This window comes from Leptolyngbya sp. FACHB-261, from assembly GCF_014696065.1.
Classification (GTDB): domain Bacteria; phylum Cyanobacteriota; class Cyanobacteriia; order FACHB-261; family FACHB-261; genus FACHB-261.
In genome coordinates, this window is sequence record NZ_JACJPL010000001.1 from 180,241 (window position 1) to 198,349 (window position 18,109).

Sequence of the window (18,109 nt, forward strand, 5' to 3'; positions counted from 1 at the left end):
GACCAGCGTTTACGCTCAGCATCGGCAGTGAGATGGAAGCAGCCTAGAGGATGAGATCTCCACAATGGAGCCAAGCTCCTAAATCAAACCTGGCCTGCCAAAACATGCTGACCGTACAACGCCATTTACAGCCCCGTCTTCTGCGCTGGAGCCTGAGTTTGCTTTTGGCAACTTCTCTATGGTTTGGGGGACTGTTCGGGGGGTTATGCGGGGGGCTACCGGCAGCCTGGGCTCAATTGCCTGTCGAAATTCCTGAATCAGCTACCCCCACAGCGGCTCAAGACACCTCGGCTCGTGACCTATTTCGAGCTGCTTATGAAAACCGTTATACCTGGGATGAACAATTTCCGGGCTACAAAGCTGAGGTATCTCTGAAGTACGGTCAAGCGCTCTTTCACGGATTAGTTCAGGTCAATCCAGATCTCAGTGTTTTAGTCACCAACATCGAGAATGATACGGTGCGTCAGCTTGTCACTGAGCAATTACAAATGGAAGCGATCCATCGCAGGCGCGTACCCTTTGAGACGCTGCATGGAGAGCACAGTTTTCAGTTAGAAAATGCTGGCGATTCTAAGACGGTAGAAATCCGCGAAATCGGCGATCCAGCTAATGCCCGCTACAAATTACAAGGGACTGAGATTGCCCAAGTTAACCGCGTGATGGGCCAAGTCGCGGTCACTGTCGATACCTTGGGTTCAATCCAAACTCCAGAAGGCTATCTGGTGACTCATTACCAATCCAATTTCCGCGATGTCAAAACGGATGTGCCCTTAGGAGAAGATGATGTCCAAGACTTTTATGAGAAAGTCGGCCAATATTATTTGCTCACTAACCGAACCATTCGGCGCTCAGAAGCCAGTCAGACAGCTTCCAGTTCGCGCCCTAGTTCGCAAAATGATATTTTGATTCGCTTCAATGACATACAGCCCTTGTCGGAAACTAGGGCCTAGATCAAAGCCATAGATTGCAAACTGTAGAGAATCAACAGAACGATCAGCGTCACTGTTGCTCAATTTGAATTAAGCAGAATCCAACAGAATTAGCCATCAAACAACGGCTGGAAGCTTTTGCTTAGCAATCGTTCCAGCCGTTAGAATTTGGTTGAGATTTCAGAGCTTTAACTACAGCTCAGCAAGCGAACTGAGTTTAAACTTCCTGCTCTTCCCCATAGCGCACAGGAGTTTTGGTTTCTTCCAGGACTAATCGACAGTTCGGATTGCCTTTGAGTAGCGTGACCTGTAACCCCTCCATCAGCAGAGCCGGCAGCGACATAGCGGCGACGAGCTTGCGAAGCGGATCAGGCAAGAAAATCACAGCAAGACAAATCACGAAGGTCCCGACCGCCGCCAGCCAGCGAGTATTTCGTTGGATGCGGTAGCCACGGATCACTGCGTGCAGGTCTTTGATGTCACCGTCTCTCATAGTTCTCCTTGTGTCGACCAGGGGACCTGATGGGCATTAATAGCAACCCCCCCTAGGGGTGTAGAAAGAACCATACGGCCCCAAGACGATCTCTTTGCAGAGTTCTCATAAAACTTCACGTTCAGACACCATGCAGGCAGCATTTCTACCTTTTCATACTGTTTGACTTCTGACAGTACAAGCGATAGGATAGGTCTAGACGGTAAGAATCCAAACAGTCTAAGCCTGGTATAAACCCAGGAGGTCTTATGAACTCCTCTTTAAGAAAGCTCACGCTAGTCACTTTGTTTGTCCTGTCCCTGGCCTCAGCCGCTAGTGCCACCGTGCCAGAGGGTATTCGCACTGGGCCAACTATCCCTGCGCCTGTTTTAGAGCCCGCGAACCGTTAGCCCAAATGCCCAAGTCCCAAAGATAGATGAGGGCGCGAGTGAGGTTTAGACCATCACATAGGCATCGACCAGCTTGCGCAACTGCTGCACTAGCAGACTCAGGAACAAACCAACATCGGTGACCACACCAACCGATTCCACAGAGCCACGGTCAGCCAGCTTAGTGACAACAGCAGGGTTGATATCGACGCAGACCATCTTGACGCCAGCGGGGGTCATGTTGCCTACGCCAATCGAGTGCAGCATCGAAGACAGCATCAGGATCATGTCTGCGCCTTCGATCAGACGAGCGTAGTCAGCCTGAGCCTTGAGCAGGTCCATCTCGGTATCAGGCAGGGGACCATCATCGCGGATCGAACCAGCCAGGGAGAAGGGAATATTGTGCTTTACGCATTCGTAGAAAATGCCGGACTTGAGGATGCCCCTCTCCACGGCCTGGGCAATGTTGCCACAGCCTCGGATCGTGTTGATCGCTTTGAGGTGGTGGCGATGGCCGCCACGCACACTCACCCCCCGTTGCATATCCATGCCGAGAGAGGTGCCCATCAAGGCTTGCTCAATGTCGTGAACAGCGATAGCGTTGCCGCCCAACAACGCTTGCACATAGCCCTCCCGAACTAAAGAGGCTAGGTGCGTGACACCACCCGTGTGCACAACCACCGGGCCGGCGGTGACTACGACTTTGCCACCCTGGTCACGGATGCGACGCAGTTCCCAAGCGATCTGCTCGACCACCAATTCCACCCGGCGCTCGCTGGATACGCCGGAACCCATAAAGGTAAATTCCTGGCTCTTGCCATCACGGGATTCTGGTTTGCGAACGGTACGGATGCCATCCACACCGCAGATTACCTGCTCGCCAACTTCGAGATCACGCAGCAATTTGCAGTGCGCCACGGATCCCTGAGCAGTACGGCTCACCACAATCGCGCCGTCCATGCGTTGCCCTTGAACTTTCACCCACTCACGCTCAACCCGAACCTCGGTGGGGTAGATCGTAGTGACGTAGAAGTCCTCAGGTGCCACCCCAGCTTGGGTGACCACTTCCAGATTGATGTCGCAGACCTCGCGCTCTGGCAGCACTGCGCCCAGGTCGATGAGCTGGCTCATCAGGCGCTCCATCACATCATGGTCGGGCGCTGACACCTTAATTTGGGCTAAGGAAGTGCTCTGGCGCTGCTCGCCCAGATTGAAGTTAAGTACCTGGAAGCTACCGCCCCCTTCCACAATCAAATCCAGGGCCTTGCTGATCAGGCCAGAGTCCAACAGATGGCCTTTCAGTTCAATCGTACGGGCCTCCACTGCCGCCATGGCACGGGCTTCGGCGCGAACTGGCTCGGTCACGCGCAAGGTCAGACATTTGGCGGCACCCCCGGCCTTGAGAAACTCGGTCAGCGGCGTTTCGACAACCTCGAAGCCCGCTTCTACCAAACGAGCCTTCAGTTCCTCGCTAACTTTGTTTACAATAATCATCTGCCCAACATTGACGGCGTTGCAGGCGAAGTTCACAGCATCCGGCTCGTCAATAGCAATGCGCTTTTCAGGTGCCACACGCATCTCGATTAAACGGTTGGTGTAGGCGTCAAAGGCAGGTGGATAGTAGAGCAGATAGCCACCGGTAAGCGGACAGAAGCAGGTATCCAGGTGGTAAAAGCGCTCATCAACCAGACGCAGAGAAACCACTTCGATATCCAGCCATTTCGCCAGATAGGGATGGGAGTCTAGCTCCGAGCGGAAGCCGTAACCTGCCCAGAGCCAACGCCCTTCCCGGTCTAGTAGGGCATCCCCCGCGCCTTCAAAAGGCAGTTCCAAGGGCAACTCGTGAACCCTATAACCAGACTCGTTGAACCACTGCTTGAAATAAGGTTCTTCACCTTGACGCTCCTTATGGAAAAAGCGGCTGAGTACCACGTTGTCGCCCAGCACTAAGCCAGCATTGGCAGTAAATACCATATCGGGCCAGCCCTTCTCAGGTGTGACCAAATCGACTAAGGCACGGTCTTTGAGAACGTGGTAGAGCCCTTGCCACTGCTCAACCGCCCGCTCCTGCGAGGACTTGTGAACGTTCCCCTCCATCCAGGGATTGATTACATAGTCCACGTCGTAGTGGTCAGGCGCGCACATCAGAAAACGGATCTGGGAAGTCATGGGAAGATGCCAACTCGATAGGTGAATTAGAGACGTAAATGGGGGTTGCTGGAGGACGAAATCGCAGTGCTGAGCTGAGACCTTAAAAGATTTCCACAAGTTCGCAACGCTTGTGGAAAAACTGTATACAGCAGCAAATGACTAACTCAGCAAAGCACTACCGAAAGGCACTACTGATCTGCACCTTCAATCAGCGCAAAGCCTTGGCGCTGCGTGTTTTCGGTAATTGCTCGCGGTTCAAGAAATTGCAGGAGATAATCAGGGCCACCCGCCTTTGAGCCCACCCCCGAAAGTTTGAAGCCACCGAACGGTTGACGGTCCACCAAAGCCCCAGTAATACCTCGATTAATGTACAAATTGCCAACCTCAAACTCAGCACGAGCTCTGGCTATGTGCGACGGCGTGCGCGAGTACAAACCACCCGTGAGCCCATAGTCCGTGCCGTTAGCAATTTGCAGGGCCTCGTCAAAGCTGCTGGCTTTAATGACAGCTAGCACTGGCCCGAAAATTTCTTCTTGAGCCAGCATCGAGTCAGGTTTGACGCCCGTAAAAATCGTGGGTTTGACGAAGTAGCCAGTCTCAGGGACCGGCGCCTCCAGTACGACTTCAGCTTCTAGGCGACCTTTAGAGATGTAGTCCTGAATGCGGGCTTGAGCTTCAGCGTCGATCACAGGTCCAACTTTGGTGCCTGCCTGATCTGCCGGACCCACATTTAGAGAACGGGTCGCTTCAACCAAACGAGTCACGAAGGCGTCGTAAACCGGCTCCAGCACAATGGCCCGGGAACAGGCTGAACATTTCTGACCGGCATAGCCGAAAGCCGATTGCACGACCCCGACCACTGCCTGATCCAGGTCAGCGCTTTCGTCGATGATGATCGCGTTTTTGCCACCCATCTCGGCGATCACTCGCTTGAGGTGCTTTTGGCCGGGTTGGAGCACCGCTGCATCAGCGTAAATCTGACAGCCCACCTTCTGCGAACCGGTAAATACAATCAGATGCACATCTGGATGCTTCACCAGGCGCGGTCCAATTTCTTCGCCGATCCCAGGTAGGAAATTGAACACGCCAGATGGAATGCCCGCCGCTTGCAGCACTTCATTGAATTTGGCCGCAATCACGGAGGATTGTTCAGCTGGTTTGAACACGACCGTATTGCCCGCTGCTAGGGCTGCCACACACATGCCCACTGGAATTGCAAAGGGGAAGTTCCAAGGCGCGATGACCAGAGTGACGCCTCGGGGCTGATAGTGATACTCGTTGGTTTCACCGGGCACATTGCGGCTGCGTGGCGCTTGCAAGCGCTCCATCTCCTCACCGTAGAAGCGACAGAAGTCAATGGCTTCCGAAACATCGGCGTCCGCTTCGCGCAAGGGTTTGCCCACCTCCAGCACAATCCAAGCAGCAAGCTCCTGCCGACGCTGCTCCATCAGGTCAGCAGCTTTGCGCAGAATGTCCGCGCGCTGGGTGGCACTAGTTTGCTTCCAGGTCGTAAAGGCAGTCTTGGCTGCTTTCACGGCGGCTTCGGCCTGCTCCACACTGGCCAGACCCACTCTGCCCACGATTTCCTCTGGTTTGGAGGGGTTCACTGAGTCCAGATGGTCAGCCGTGGTCACAGCTGTGCCATTAATCCAGGGGTTGTAGGTCTGAGCTAAGCGGGCACGAACCTCTGCTAAAGCCTGCTCTGCCAGCTGACGCGGTTGGGCTTGAGAGAAATCCGAGTTAGCAGCGCCGTGAAAACCTACCACTTGCAAGCCGTGACCGTCAGTCTTTTCCATCACGGGAGGCTGGAGCAGTTCTTCGCTGGGGCGGCCTTCTTCCACACTGCGGCGCAAGAAAGAGTTATTGGCCGTGTTCTCCAGCAAGCGGCGGATTAGATAGCCCATACCGGGGATGAGCTCACCGTAGGGGCAGTAGATGCGCACCCGCTGACCCATATCCACACAGGCTTTAGCGAACTTGTCGCCCATGCCGTAGAGCATTTGCAGCTCGTAGCGACGCTTGGGAATTTGCAGTTCTTGAGCTGTGGCAATAGCGACGGCCAAAGAACGCACGTTGTGGCTACCAATTGCGGCCCACAGATACTCATGGTTTTCCAATAAACGGCGGGTTAGCGCTTCGTAATTGGCATCGGTGGACGACTTCTGGTTGAACACCGGCTGCCACCAGCCGTTTTGATAGGCCTTGATCGTTTCCTGGTCCCAATAAGCGCCTTTGACCAAACGCACTGTGACCGGGTGCCCCCGTTCCTTAGCCCAGGTGATCAGGCCTTCTAAATCCTGCTGCGAGTCGCGCAGATAGCCCTGCAAGGTTAGGCCGACATCAGTGCGCGTACGAAACTCGTCTTCAAGCAGGACTGACTTGAGCGTGCTCAGGGTCAGGTCCTTGTGGGCGTACTGCTCCATATCGAAGTGGACAGCTGTGCCCAATTCTCTGGCCCGCCGCAACAAGATGCGGATCTTTTCACTGACTTTAGCGGCACTGCTGGCAGCGTCTAGCGCGTCAAACTGCGAATAGAAGGCGCTCAGCTTGACCGAAACTTGCACCAGAGGCAACGGCTCCCCATCCGCCTCGTCAATTTGCGGCACTCGCGACCAGGATTTAGACGCTTGAGCGAGTTGCGCCATCAGATCGAGATAGCGATTGAGGTAGGACTCGGCCTCGACTTCGCTAATGACTGCTTCGCCCAGCAGATCCAGCGTGAAGGCCATGCGTTCTTTGCGCAACCGCTCAATGCTCTTGATTGCCTGTTGGATGTTGTCACCCGCAATATAGCGACGCGCCAGGGTTTCCACTGCAGTTGCCACAGTGGTCGCGGCGATTTGCCCGGTGGGCGAGTCGGGTTTGCTGAAATTGAGTAGGCCCTTGAGCCCTGGCACCTCCGCCTCACCCAGGTACTCCTGGAGATGACGGGCAATTTCTGCCTTACTGCGTAATGAGGGCAGGCCATCGACAAAGCGGAACAACTGTACCCGCAAACTATCGTTGCCCATCGCCCAGTTCATGAGCTTGTCATCCAAACGCATCTGGTCGCGGAGTGCTCCTAAGAAAGAACGCTCCCCCCGGGCCCCCTGCACCAAGATCGCCTGTGCGATCTCACGAGTTTTCAACTCGTAAGCACTGCCAACTTGCACAACCACTTCAGGATGCTCCTCGTATCAAGCTTTAGGAACGGCTAATCGACCAGCAATCAAACTGGTTCAACTGCGGACCAGCTACGCATAACGCAGGGGACTAGCACGCCGCAGATAATTCCATTATCCTCCCTGTCTCCTGACTCGTTAGCACCCTGGAAACATTAAGTAAACCTTAAGAAGACGAGATTATCCGGGCGCTTTGTCTAAGCCAAAACTATGATTTCTCTAAGTAGCAGAGCTATTTAAGCGCTGGGATACTGGTAGTTTCAGCCTCCTTCTCTAGGTAGATCTATCTATATTTTAACAAAACTTAATGTTCGTCCGATAGGGTAGGCGTGAAAATGAGTGAGGTTTAGTAGTCTTGAATACAGTAAGTTTTAATGAGTGCTTTTGCTTAGACAACTTGAAACCTCAGTAAGGAATTCAGGGTTGAAGCTCAGCAAGCTCTCTTAGAGGCAGTGTGAGGTTAGAGGCCAACCTTAGGCCTTAAGTTCAGAATTCTCTGGCCAGGATTATCGAGATCGCGAGGGTTATCCAGATATGGTGCAGTCTTTCCAGTTCTCTCTGGCGACAATACAAGATGAGGCTCGGCATTTAGTGGATGCCGGTGTCCTCAATCCTCGGCAGCCGATTCACGTGCTGTGCCAGTATTTCCCGGCTCGAGAGTGGCAATGGGTCGAGCGGGAATTAGAGTTGCATGACTATCTGCTACGGGACCGCCTCAGTGACTTGATGAGTCACGAGGAATGGGGGAGCGACTAGCTGTTAACTATCGCTAAACTGTCAGGGAATGCTCACTGTCAGGAAACGCTCAAGCGGTAGCTGCTTCGAGGTGGCTATGAATGGGTTATGAATAGATCAAAAGTCTGTTGGTACCCAATGAGTTGCGTGAGCCGCGTAGCCCGAGCGCTGAATAGGGTATTTTTTATAACTAAGACAACTGCGACGGCACATTGAAACAGCCTGGCTCACCAGACCGAGATCCTAGCTTGCCCGCTCAGGCTTGGAACAGGGGTATCCAGTCTGGAGGCCCACCTCTGCGCGAACGCCTAGAGCGGTTGATTAGACTCGCGTCCCAGCTCCCCAGCATGCCGCATTTAGAGGAACACAACACCTTGGAATCGCCCCTGAGCCCATCGCTCAAAGCTGCTGTCATGGCCATCGGCGGCGCGGAGGATAAGGTCGGCGAACGTAGCATCCTAAAGACCTTTTTTAATCGGGCAGGGGCAGCTGACGCTCGGGTCGCCATCATTCCTTCCGCGTCGCGAGAGCCGGAAATTATCGGTCAGATTTACCACCAGATCTTTGAGGAAATGGGGGCGAAATCCATCGATATTTTGGACATTCGCAATCGGCGCGAAAGCGAAGATCCGCGCATGCAGGAGCGCCTAGAAGACTGCACAGGAGCCTTCATGACTGGAGGCGACCAGCTGCGGCTGTGTGCTCTAATTGCGGAGACACCGCTGGCATTACAGATTCAGAAGCGAGTCCGCTCCGGTCAGTTAGTGCTGGCAGGTACGAGTGCTGGAGCCGCGGTTATGGGCTACAACATGATTTCAGGGGGAGCGAGTGGAGAACCACCGAATCGAGGGCTTGTCGATCTGGGAACTGGGCTCGGCATCATTCCAGAGGTGATCGTTGACCAGCACTTCCATAACCGCAACCGCATGGCGCGCTTGATGAGTGCGGTTGCTGCGTTCCCTGAACGCATTGGCATTGGCATTGATGAAGATACCTGTGCAGTCTTCGAAGGCGATGGCACGCTACAGGTTGTTGGCAAAGGAACCGTGACCGTTGTAGATCCGGGTGAAGTGTCTTACAACAGCCGTGCGCAGGTTGGCGAGCAAGACCCCCTAAGCATTTGCAACTTGAAGGTCCATATTCTCAGCCAGGGCGGTCGCTATAGCCTTTATAAGCGAGCCGTACTTCAGCAAATTATTTAGATCGAGAGCTAAATTTCTAGTTCAAACGGGAAATTCAGCTCCGTCATTTCGGTATTGCATTTTAGAGAAGATCAAACATGACAAACATATCCATGCCGCTTTTATGACCTAGGCATAGACATTTTGTGATCAGCAATTCAACACTTTAAAGCTGGTCCAATTAGGATCTACTTTTGTTCCCGGATTTCGTTACTTTCGTCACCATTTGAGCACTCTATGTCAGGTCATTATGACATGAAAGCACGAATGGCCCTGACCCTCCCCACCAGTAGGCTTACATGAAGATCCTCAAGATACAGACGCTGCGCGGTCCCAATTACTGGAGCGTCCGACGACATCAGATTGTGGTGATGCGTCTGGACCTGGAAGAGTTGGCAGAGAAGCCCTCCAATCTGATCCCCGGCTTCTATGATGGTCTGGTCGCAGTGCTGCCCAGCCTGATCGAGCATCATTGCTCGCCAGGTTGCCGAGGCGGTTTTTTGAGCCGGGTTGCGGAAGGCACGATGATGGGGCACATCGTTGAGCATGTTGCCCTGGAACTGCAAAGTTTGGCAGGTATGTCGGTGGGCTTTGGGCGGACTCGCGAAACCAGCACGCCGGGGACCTATCAAGTTGCCATCGAATACAAAGACGAAAAGGCAGGCCGTTATGCCGCCCGAGCCGCAGTGCGGCTGTGCCAGTCAATTATTGAGACGGGCTCCTATGAGCGCCAGGAGCTAGAGCAGGATACTAAAGACCTCCAGGAGATTTACAACGAGTCTCGCTTGGGGCCCAGTACTGAATCGATTGTGGCTGAAGCAGAAGCGCGGGACATTCCCTGGTTGGCCCTAAACAGCCGCGCCATGATCCAGTTGGGCTGGGGCGTCTATCAGCGTCGCATTCAAGCAACCCTATCCGACTGCAGCAGCATCCTAGCCGTGGAACTGGCTTGCGACAAGGAGGGCACCAAACGCATTTTGGGCGATGCTGGGGTGCCAGTGCCTCGGGGCACGGTGATTAACTATTTAGATGAGTTAGAGGAGGCTATCGCCGATGTCGGCGGCTTCCCAATTGTGATCAAACCCCTGAGCGGCAACCATGGGCGTGGGATCACGCTGGACGTGCAGACCAAGGCAGCGGCAAAAGCAGCCTTCGATGCAGCGCGCGATGTCTCAACTTCTGTAATTGTCGAGCGCTACTACACAGGGCGAGATCACCGGGTTTTGGTGATTAATGACCAGGTGGTAGCCGTTGCGGAGCGAGTGCCCGCTTTAGTTACAGGCGATGGCAAATCGACCCTAGAGGAATTGATCGAGCAAACCAACCAGGATCCACGGCGCGGCAACGGTCACGACAATGTTCTAACTCGCATTGAAGTCGACCGCCAAACTTGGGAACTGCTCGACAAGTACGGCTACGACCTGAGCACAGTTCTGCCTAAGGGCGAAGTCTGTTATCTCAAAGCCACCGCTAACTTGAGCACAGGCGGCGTTGCCATCGACCGTACTGACGTTGTTCACCCCGAGAACCTCTGGCTGATGCGTCGGGTTGCCAAGATCATCGGTCTCGATATTGCTGGCATTGACGTTGTCACCTCCGATATCTCTAAGCCCTTGCGCGAGACAGGCGGCGTGATTGTCGAGGTGAATGCAGCGCCCGGCTTCCGTATGCACGTCTGCCCCAGCGAAGGGATTCCGCGCAACGTAGCAGAGCCAGTGGTGAACATGCTGTTTCCACCAGGCGCGCCGAGCCGGGTGCCGATTGTGGCAGTGACAGGGACTAACGGCAAAACCACGACCACCCGACTGATCGCCCATATCTTTAAACAGACTGGCAAAGTGGTTGGCTACACCACCACTGATGGTATTTACATTGGCGATTATTTGATTGAGAAGGGCGACACCACTGGTCCCCAAAGTGCTCAGGTCATTTTGCAAGACCCCACGGTCGAAGTCGCAATATTAGAGACGGCCCGGGGTGGCATTTTGCGTTCTGGTTTGGGCTTTGACCACTGCAATGTTGGTGTGGTGCTCAACGTGCAAGCCGACCACTTAGGCATTGGCGACATCAACACGGTAGAAGACCTGGCTTACCTCAAGAGCGTTGTCGTTGAAAGCGCTCAACCTGATGGCCATGCCGTGCTCAATGCTGACGACCCGCTGGTGGTCGATATGGCAAACCGCGTCAAGGCTCGGATTGCCTACTTCAGCATGGATCCCAACAATCCAGTAGTTCGAGATCATGCGCGACGGGGCGGCCTGGCAGCGATCTATGAAAATGGCTATCTCTCGATCCTCAAGGGCGATTGGACCCTACGTATTGAGCAGGCTGTGAACATTCCCCTAACTATGGGTGGTCGCGCGCCTTTCATGATTCAGAACGCCCTGGCAGCTAGCTTAGCCGCCTTCGCGCAAGGGGCTCGCATGGAGGATATTCGAGCGGCTCTAGCGACCTTCAACGCCTCCGCTAGCCAAACTCCCGGTCGCATGAACCTGTTTGACATGGGAAGATTCAGCGCGCTGATCGACTATGCTCACAATCCCGCTGGCTACACGGCGCTGGGCAGCTTTGTCAAAAATTGGTCTGGTGAGCGCATCGGTGTCGTGGGTGGCCCTGGCGATCGACGCGACGAAGACTTAGAAACGCTGGGCAGGCTTTCGGCAGATATATTTGACCGAATCATTATCAAAGAAGCTGAATCCGATCAGCGCGAGCGCCCGACGGGTGATGCGGCTCGCTGGATCACCCAAGGCATCGAGACAGTGCTAGCCCAGGGCAAGCAGCCAGATTGCCGCTATGAGGTGATCTTGAACGAAACCCAGGCGATTGAAACAGCCCTAGACACGGCTCCAGACGGAGCTTTGGTCGTGCTGCTAGCGGCAGATATTGCTGGGGCCGTCAGCCTGATCGAAGCCCGTCAGCCAGTTCGGGGAGCAACCCCGTCGTTGTCCCCTGTAGCGCCTGCCCCCACGACTACCCCAGATAATGGCCAGCAGAACGGCTCAGAAAACGGCCAGCCAGCTTATAGCGAAGCGGTGGATCCTGAGGTAATCAGCTACTCACATCCCTAAGGCAAACGCGGTTAGGGGTTGGACGGGTAAAATCAGCAGGGTAAGCCCTCTCATTGAAGTGTTGTGACTGTTCGAGTCCGTATCGCTCCCAGCCCCACCGGCAACCTACACATTGGTACTGCCCGCACCGCCGTGTTCAATTGGCTTTATGCCCATCGGCACGGCGGCAAGTTTATTCTGCGCGTTGAAGACACCGACCGAGAGCGTTCTAAGCCTGAGTACACGCAGAACATCCTAGACGGCCTCCAGTGGTTGGGGTTGAACTATGACGAGGGGCCCTTCTTCCAAACGGAGCGGATGGAGCGTTATCAGGCTGCCATTCAGCAGCTGCTTGAACGGGGTCAGGCTTACTACTGCTACACCTCTGAGGCCGAGCTAGACGAGATGCGCGAAGCCCAGAAAGCTAGGGGCGAAGCACCTCGCTACGACAACCGCCACCGCCACCTCACCCCTGAACAACGGGCTGAGTTTGAAGCGCAGGGGCGCAAGCCAGTCATTCGCTTCAAAATTGAGGAGCCCCAGGAAATCAGCTGGAATGACTTGGTGCGGGGACCGGTTACCTGGAACAGCCGTGACCTTGGCGGCGACATGGTGGTTGCCCGGTCCTCAGACGATGGTTCACCCGGTCAGCCGCTCTACAACCTGGCCGTAGTGGTTGATGACATCGACATGGGCATCACGCAAATCATTCGTGGTGAAGACCACATTGGCAATACGCCTAAGCAAATCCTGCTCTATCAGGCGCTGGGCGCGTCGGTGCCGGAGTTTGCCCATACGCCGCTAATTCTCAACGCGGAGGGCAAAAAGCTCTCTAAGCGGGACGGTGTCACCTCGATCTTCGACTTCCGCGCGATGGGCTTTCTACCAGAAGCCCTGATCAACTACATGGTGCTACTGGGTTGGTCACCCCCCGATGCCCAAGAGCTATTCACGCTCTCTGAGGCTGCTACCAAATTTGATCTTGACCGGGTGAACAGCGCTGGGGCGCGGTTTGACTGGACGCGGTTGGATTGGATTAACAGCCAATACATTCACGCCCTTAGCCCAGAAGCTTTGGTAGAACATCTCATCCCCGTGTGGCAGCAAGCCGGTTATGTCTTCGATCCAGCGGCAGACCGATCCTGGTTGGAGCAGGTAGCCGCTTTGGTTGGCCCCAGCCTGACCCGCCTGCCGGACGCCGTAGAGATGACCCGCTATCTGTTCGTGCCGGAGCTGAGCTTGGATGCTGAGGCAACGGCGCAATGCCAGCAACCTGGTGTTGCTGGCGTCCTGGAAGCAGCTCAGGCAGAACTGAAGAATATAGAGGCGCTGACACCCGAGCTCGCCACCGAACTACTCAACCGCGTCACCAAAGATCAGGGCGTGAAAAAAGGACTGGTGATGCGCTCCATGCGCGCGGTCTTGACTAGATCGATGAAGGGACCAGACCTGTTGCAGTCGTTTATATTGCTGCATCAGCACGGCTTAGCTCTGCCCCGGTTGCAAGAGCAGATCTCATCCAGCGCCGCCTAGATATTAGGCGGTAATCAGGCGTAGAAGATATCTCGAAATATCAGGCGCAGGTCTGTCTAACACCTGCGCCAAGCGTCAAGAAAAGAGTCCTAGAGGTGAGGAGATGAATTTGGCTGGTCAATTTAGCCTAGTGAATTCAGTGCCCTGGTTGCTTGGCCTGGGGCTTTTGGGGCTGCTCAATAGTAGCGATCTGGGGAGCAGTGCTCTGGCGCAATCCTCAGCTCAGGAAAATGAGCCCAATGTTCTATTTCGGAATGTCTCGCTTAGCCCTGGCTTTCGGCCTGATCCGAGCAAGCTGCATGGCTTGAGTGGAGGTGCGATCACGGCTAGCACCAAAGCAGGCAAAGCCACGACAGAGACTGGTCCCTGCAATGGCTTTGTCGATGACCGGCCTGACCATGAGCTAACGTTGTCCAGCGCCTTTAATTACTTGAACCTGCGGGTGCGCAGTACCGGCGATACCATGTTACTGGTAAAGGGACCAGGAGGAAGTTGGTGCAACGATAATGCGGCAGCCACACCTACAGCCACGACTACAAATATCAATCCGGCGATTAGTGGCCGCTGGTTACCTGGAACCTACCAGGTTTGGATTGGCTCTAAGCAGCAAGGCGAATATTTGCCCTACGTTTTAGAAATTACTCAGTCGCCGGTACCTATCCAGCCGTAACGAACAACAGCAACCTCTGGTGTTTTACCCAGGTTATTTTCCAGGTGCTTGGCGTACTTGGCAATATCGTGGTCTTTGAATCCATCCGTTCCCGGCTTTAGGAAGTCGGACATACGGCCCTGGACATTGGCCAAGAAGTTATTCCAAAAGCGAATGTCCTGGTGAATTCTGCCCTTGGGGTCGATATAGAGAAAGGTGCCGACGTGGCTATAGCCAAAGGAGCGGGGTGGCACTCGGGTCACTACATCATTGTTGTGAACTAGGCGAAAAGTTTGCGCTTTGAAGTCATGGTTAAATGTGTCAGCGAAGGCTTCATCGACAGCTCGCGGCGAACCAAAAGTGTAGAGCCCTGCAACGGGCCGTTTGAGGCCAAACCGCAGTCTGGCTGTGGCCAAAGTTGCCAGAGCACCACCTAAGCTGTGGCCTGTAATCCACAGCGATTGGTTTTTATCCTGAAACGCATCTAGGGTCGTCATCACCCTTGGCCAAACACAATCCAGGGCTTCTAAAAAGCCTTCATGGACTTTGCCAATCTTGGTTTCTTCTTTGAAAGCAACGCCAATATTCGTCGCCCAATCATTGCGGTCGGTCGTGCCACGAAACGACAGAACAACAATTTGATCATTAGCCGCAACAAACGCTTGAGTATCTTGGTCTTCGCAGAATCGAACCCGCTCTTTGGTGAAGCCCCAAAGCTTGGTTTGGGCATCAATTGCTGGCGAGTCGCTATAGGCTAGTTGGGCCGCTTTAGCTAAACAAAACGCATTAATGGGGCTGTAATCAACTGCCTGAGCCTCAAACTGCGAATAAAGCATTGAGGTAGGAGAATAGGTCATCGTTTTACCCAGAATGAGAGGTGAGGTAGCGTCAGGCAGAACAACAAACAGGATGCCCCAGCGTACGCGCTCCGATTCCAGGCTGCTGAGCCTCGTCACGAAATTTAAGATGAGCTGAGAAATGGGTTGTTCTAGCTACAGCCAATATAAACTGCGAACTAAAACCTGTGGACAAACTCGCCTAAGCCTAGGGCAAGATCAGCTGTTGGGCTTGATTGAAATACTGGCGGTACAGCCCCTGGGTCAGCAGCAGTGTGGTAATTAGGGTTGCCAAGGCCAGTATGAACATAATCAGCATTTGATAACCCACAGCGAAAACCGGGCGCACTCCGCCTAACAACTCACCTGCAAGAAATCCTGGCAGGGTCACTACACCGATCACCATCATGGCGTTGAGCGTAGGAATCAGCGCCATGCGAATTGCCTCGCGTCGATATTGCGCCACGGCCTGTTCTGGGGTTGCGCCTAGAGAAAGATGAGTCTCAACTTCGACGCGGTTACGGCTAATTGCCTGAGTTAAATGCTCGCCTGCAATGGCTGCGCCATTGAGGGCATTGCCCAGAACCACAGCGGCAAGCGGAATCACCCACTGAGGTTCGGCCAAAGAGCCAGGCTGGATCACTAGCAATAGGGTGTAGAGCAGCGGGAGCAGCGTCCCTAGAAAAATCGAACTCCAGACCAGCGGCAGCACCATTGGCACCTCTTTGCCAATCCGGTTACGCGCTTCTAGAGCCGCAACAGTGAGCAGCACCAACAGCACCAAACCCACAGCCCAGGGTTGATTCAAGGCAAACACGAACTCCAGCACATAACCTACGACTAACAGTTGCAGGATGGTTCGCCCCGTAGCCACAGCCAGGCTCCACTCCAGGCCCAAACGCTGCCAGAACGACAGCCCCAAAGCGATGACCATCAGCCCCAGCGCTAGCACTAAGCGCCCCAAATCCAGCTCGACTGTATTCACTGTGGCTCCTGACTGCTCAACCTGTCTACCATTTTCTAATACCCCTGTTTCTCTACATACCCCTGTCTCTTTGCCAGAGTGGTGAAGAGGGCTGTGATTGGCTTGCCGCTGTTGAGACAAATAAAATCGTGCTGAGTAAAGCAACCAAACTCCAGATTTCGAGCTTCTTCATAAGGTGAGGTATGGGCCTATACGAAGGGTGCTCCCAGAGTAGTCTCCCTGCCTTTGGCAAGTTGTAGCACTCTAATCTTGACTTTTGGCGAAGTTAAGCAGTTATGTAGCTTAAATTACTAGCCCTAAGGAGCTAGGCCCAAACCTGCCAGAACTTGGGAAGGAACCCCAGAGTCATTTGTCCCCAACCTGAAACTTGAGAGCCCGACCAACAGTCAAGTTGTTAGCGTTGTAAAGTGCCCTTAAAGGAGATGGCTCATGTTTTCACTCAAACCACTGGCAACAGCGCTACTTTCAACCGGCTTACTGGTGCTGCCAGTTGGGGCGGTTCCCCTTAAGACGGCACCGAGCCCTCAGACTCAATTAGCGCAGACTCCATCAACTCCGGCCCCAGCTCGACCAGCCCCTCGCAGCACCACACCACAAGCAGCAATCGAACGCTTGTTTCGGACGCCGGATCTACAGTCCACCTGGTTCGACCCTAGCTTTCTACAGCGGGTACCAGTGGCACAGTTTCAACGGTTTATTACCGGCTTTAAGTCCTGGTTGGGCAATTACCAATCTGTTCGGGCTGATGGCAACAATTTCCTCGTTGTGTTCGAGCGTGGCTCGATTCCGGCAGCTGTACGCCTGAATCCCAGAGGGCAAATTGTGGGGCTAGGGTTTGAGTGCCCTCGGTCTACATCTGTGCCTTTGAATCAAGCTCCGCCAGAACTCCGGCAGATTCTATCAAGCTGTTCCGAATTACGTTAGAGCCTAGGTTGAGTCAGCCGGAGATGAGCGAATTGCAACACTCGTCTCTGGCGACTCTGCTTTTTTCGAGTTTTTTCAGCTCAAGCTCACTAAAGCTTGTCAACAAGTTTCTCAGCGGCAGTCCGTGCTCCCTGCTTGAGTTTTTGGACTCCAGCCTGCAATTCTTGCTTCGCTTTCTTGGCTGCCTTCTTGGCTTGCTTCGCTTTCTTGCCTTTTTTGTCTTTGTTCTTCTTGTCTTTGTTCTTCTTTTTCTTATCTTTTTTCTTCTTATCCCCTGAAGCTGCGCCCACCAAACCATCAGGTAATAGGTGAGCAGCTACGCCTTGAGCGACAGTTTCAGTGAGACCTTCAGCGATGCCAGAAGCCATTATTCTGGCAACAGCTTTTGTTTCATCACTTAGTTGCATAAACCCCTGCCTTTAATCTGTTATTAACGGTGTTTTGGCTTGAAATCTTAGCAACCAAAATAGATCCCAGCGTCTGCTTAAAGAGGTAGTCAAAAGGCTAGAGCATTCGCACCCCCTGCACAGCTTCTGGGTCCAGAAGATTAAGTTAATAAAACTCTAGATTAGCTCACCATCATGAGCATAAATACACGCTGAGAAGCTTTTTTAACGAGTTTTTCAGACCTTTTTAAATCCCCCTTGAGAGGCTTTTTGAGGTTTTGCTTGCTTTGTAAAGTTACCTGATAACAACAGCACAGGGCCAATGACTCTTAGTCCCTTACAAGTCGCTACTCTGTTTGAGTTCCTGAATCGCTTTGCTAGCTACGAGAACCTTCAGCCTGGTGGAGGACCACCTGGTACTTTAAGCTTTGTGTTGGCGTTAGCAGATCTTGATGTCGAATTAGTCGTTTATGTTGGGGATGACTTTCGCTATCAGCTCTTTCGAGATGAAGCAGAAATTTTTGAGCCGCAACCGATTGAGTCGCTAGATCATTTATTCGACCTTTATCAAAAATTGGCGGCCCTGGCGGTGGATGAGGGTGCAGATATTGGTCAGGTAGATGCTCTGCTGGCAGAGGAGCGCGAGCGCTCTAAAACACCGGCGTGAGCAAGGCGAAGTGAAATTTAAGCCTGTAACCTACAAGAGCCTGTAGCCAGCCAGAAAGGGT

General features: G+C 53.7%; 15 protein-coding genes. 9 read left to right on the forward strand and 6 right to left on the reverse strand.

Annotation, left to right across the window (positions count from 1 at the left end):
* The first annotated feature begins 50 nt into the window (after positions 1 to 50).
* Positions 51 to 950, forward strand: coding sequence for a DUF3386 domain-containing protein (locus H6F94_RS00820; RefSeq protein WP_199320101.1), 900 nt, complete (start codon positions 51 to 53; stop codon positions 948 to 950).
* Between the two features lie 196 nt (positions 951 to 1,146).
* Here the strand turns inward: H6F94_RS00820 and H6F94_RS00825 are convergent, their stop codons facing one another.
* On the reverse strand, positions 1,147 to 1,422 hold the full coding sequence (locus tag H6F94_RS00825; RefSeq protein ID WP_190800332.1) for a hypothetical protein: 276 nt from the start codon (positions 1,420 to 1,422) through the stop codon (positions 1,147 to 1,149).
* Positions 1,423 to 1,670: 248 nt separating this feature from the next.
* Here H6F94_RS00825 and H6F94_RS00830 point away from each other — a divergent pair, with 248 nt between their 5' ends.
* A complete protein-coding gene (locus tag H6F94_RS00830; RefSeq protein WP_190800333.1) occupies positions 1,671 to 1,811 on the forward strand; it encodes a hypothetical protein in 141 nt (46 codons plus the stop codon).
* Positions 1,812 to 1,856: 45 nt separating this feature from the next.
* Here the strand turns inward: H6F94_RS00830 and argZ are convergent, their stop codons facing one another.
* Both argZ and pruA read right to left on the reverse strand, forming a co-directional pair.
* Positions 1,857 to 3,959: a bifunctional arginine dihydrolase/ornithine cyclodeaminase gene (gene argZ, locus H6F94_RS00835; protein ID WP_190800334.1), complete on the reverse strand. Its 2,103-nt coding sequence runs from the start codon at positions 3,957 to 3,959 to the stop codon at positions 1,857 to 1,859.
* A gap of 170 nt (positions 3,960 to 4,129) precedes the next feature.
* Entirely contained in the window at positions 4,130 to 7,099 is a 2,970-nt protein-coding gene (gene pruA, locus H6F94_RS00840; RefSeq protein WP_190800335.1) for an L-glutamate gamma-semialdehyde dehydrogenase, read from the reverse strand.
* Between the two features lie 537 nt (positions 7,100 to 7,636).
* On the opposite strand from pruA, the gene H6F94_RS00845 reads away from it, so the two are divergent.
* From H6F94_RS00845 to H6F94_RS00865, 5 genes are all read left to right on the forward strand, one after another.
* Positions 7,637 to 7,858, forward strand: a complete 222-nt coding sequence (locus H6F94_RS00845; RefSeq protein WP_190800336.1) for a DUF4327 family protein — start codon at positions 7,637 to 7,639, stop codon at positions 7,856 to 7,858.
* A gap of 191 nt (positions 7,859 to 8,049) precedes the next feature.
* Positions 8,050 to 9,039 (forward strand): cyanophycinase, encoded by a 990-nt coding sequence (locus H6F94_RS00850; RefSeq protein WP_242040917.1) that lies wholly within the window; start codon positions 8,050 to 8,052, stop codon positions 9,037 to 9,039.
* Between the two features lie 278 nt (positions 9,040 to 9,317).
* Positions 9,318 to 12,089, forward strand: coding sequence for a cyanophycin synthetase (gene cphA / locus H6F94_RS00855; RefSeq protein ID WP_190800337.1), 2,772 nt, complete (start codon positions 9,318 to 9,320; stop codon positions 12,087 to 12,089).
* 63 nt (positions 12,090 to 12,152) lie between these two features.
* Positions 12,153 to 13,601 (forward strand): glutamate--tRNA ligase, encoded by a 1,449-nt coding sequence (gene gltX / locus H6F94_RS00860; RefSeq protein WP_190800338.1) that lies wholly within the window; start codon positions 12,153 to 12,155, stop codon positions 13,599 to 13,601.
* A 103-nt stretch (positions 13,602 to 13,704) separates the two neighbouring features.
* The gene (locus H6F94_RS00865; protein ID WP_242040918.1) at positions 13,705 to 14,271 is read left to right on the forward strand and encodes a hypothetical protein; all 567 of its coding nucleotides are present in this window, start codon (positions 13,705 to 13,707) and stop codon (positions 14,269 to 14,271) included.
* On the opposite strand, the gene H6F94_RS00870 is transcribed toward H6F94_RS00865, so the two are convergent.
* Together H6F94_RS00870 and H6F94_RS00875 are read right to left on the reverse strand one after the other, a co-directional pair.
* Positions 14,244 to 15,206 (reverse strand): lipase family protein, encoded by a 963-nt coding sequence (locus H6F94_RS00870; RefSeq protein ID WP_190800339.1) that lies wholly within the window; start codon positions 15,204 to 15,206, stop codon positions 14,244 to 14,246. The genes H6F94_RS00865 and H6F94_RS00870 overlap by 28 nt on opposite strands.
* Before the next feature lie 88 nt (positions 15,207 to 15,294).
* Entirely contained in the window at positions 15,295 to 16,071 is a 777-nt protein-coding gene (locus H6F94_RS00875; RefSeq protein ID WP_190800340.1) for an ABC transporter permease, read from the reverse strand.
* A gap of 429 nt (positions 16,072 to 16,500) precedes the next feature.
* On the opposite strand from H6F94_RS00875, the gene H6F94_RS00880 reads away from it, so the two are divergent.
* A complete protein-coding gene (locus H6F94_RS00880) occupies positions 16,501 to 16,995 on the forward strand; it encodes a P-loop NTPase family protein (protein ID WP_190800341.1) in 495 nt (164 codons plus the stop codon).
* A gap of 89 nt (positions 16,996 to 17,084) precedes the next feature.
* Here the strand turns inward: H6F94_RS00880 and H6F94_RS00885 are convergent, their stop codons facing one another.
* The gene (locus tag H6F94_RS00885) at positions 17,085 to 17,402 is read right to left on the reverse strand and encodes a hypothetical protein (protein ID WP_190800342.1); all 318 of its coding nucleotides are present in this window, start codon (positions 17,400 to 17,402) and stop codon (positions 17,085 to 17,087) included.
* Between the two features lie 301 nt (positions 17,403 to 17,703).
* Between H6F94_RS00885 and H6F94_RS00890 the strand changes: the two genes are divergently transcribed.
* Complete coding sequence (locus H6F94_RS00890; protein WP_190800343.1) at positions 17,704 to 18,048, forward strand: hypothetical protein; 345 nt, start codon at positions 17,704 to 17,706, stop codon at positions 18,046 to 18,048.
* The last annotated feature ends 61 nt before the right edge of the window (positions 18,049 to 18,109 follow it).

Bases quoted from the DNA above. Each gene is read 5' to 3' on its own strand.
- H6F94_RS00820 (WP_199320101.1), top strand. From the start codon at position 51: ATGAGATCTCCACAATGGAGCCAAGCTCCTAAATCAAACCTGGCCTGC.
- H6F94_RS00825 (WP_190800332.1), bottom strand. From the start codon at position 1,422: ATGAGAGACGGTGACATCAAAGACCTGCACGCAGTGATCCGTGGCTAC.
- H6F94_RS00830 (WP_190800333.1), top strand. From the start codon at position 1,671: ATGAACTCCTCTTTAAGAAAGCTCACGCTAGTCACTTTGTTTGTCCTG.
- argZ (WP_190800334.1), bottom strand. From the start codon at position 3,959: ATGACTTCCCAGATCCGTTTTCTGATGTGCGCGCCTGACCACTACGAC.
- H6F94_RS00845 (WP_190800336.1), top strand. From the start codon at position 7,637: ATGGTGCAGTCTTTCCAGTTCTCTCTGGCGACAATACAAGATGAGGCT.
- cphA (WP_190800337.1), top strand. From the start codon at position 9,318: ATGAAGATCCTCAAGATACAGACGCTGCGCGGTCCCAATTACTGGAGC.
- H6F94_RS00865 (WP_242040918.1), top strand. From the start codon at position 13,705: ATGAATTTGGCTGGTCAATTTAGCCTAGTGAATTCAGTGCCCTGGTTG.
- H6F94_RS00880 (WP_190800341.1), top strand. From the start codon at position 16,501: ATGTTTTCACTCAAACCACTGGCAACAGCGCTACTTTCAACCGGCTTA.
- H6F94_RS00885 (WP_190800342.1), bottom strand. From the start codon at position 17,402: ATGCAACTAAGTGATGAAACAAAAGCTGTTGCCAGAATAATGGCTTCT.
- H6F94_RS00890 (WP_190800343.1), top strand. From the start codon at position 17,704: ATGACTCTTAGTCCCTTACAAGTCGCTACTCTGTTTGAGTTCCTGAAT.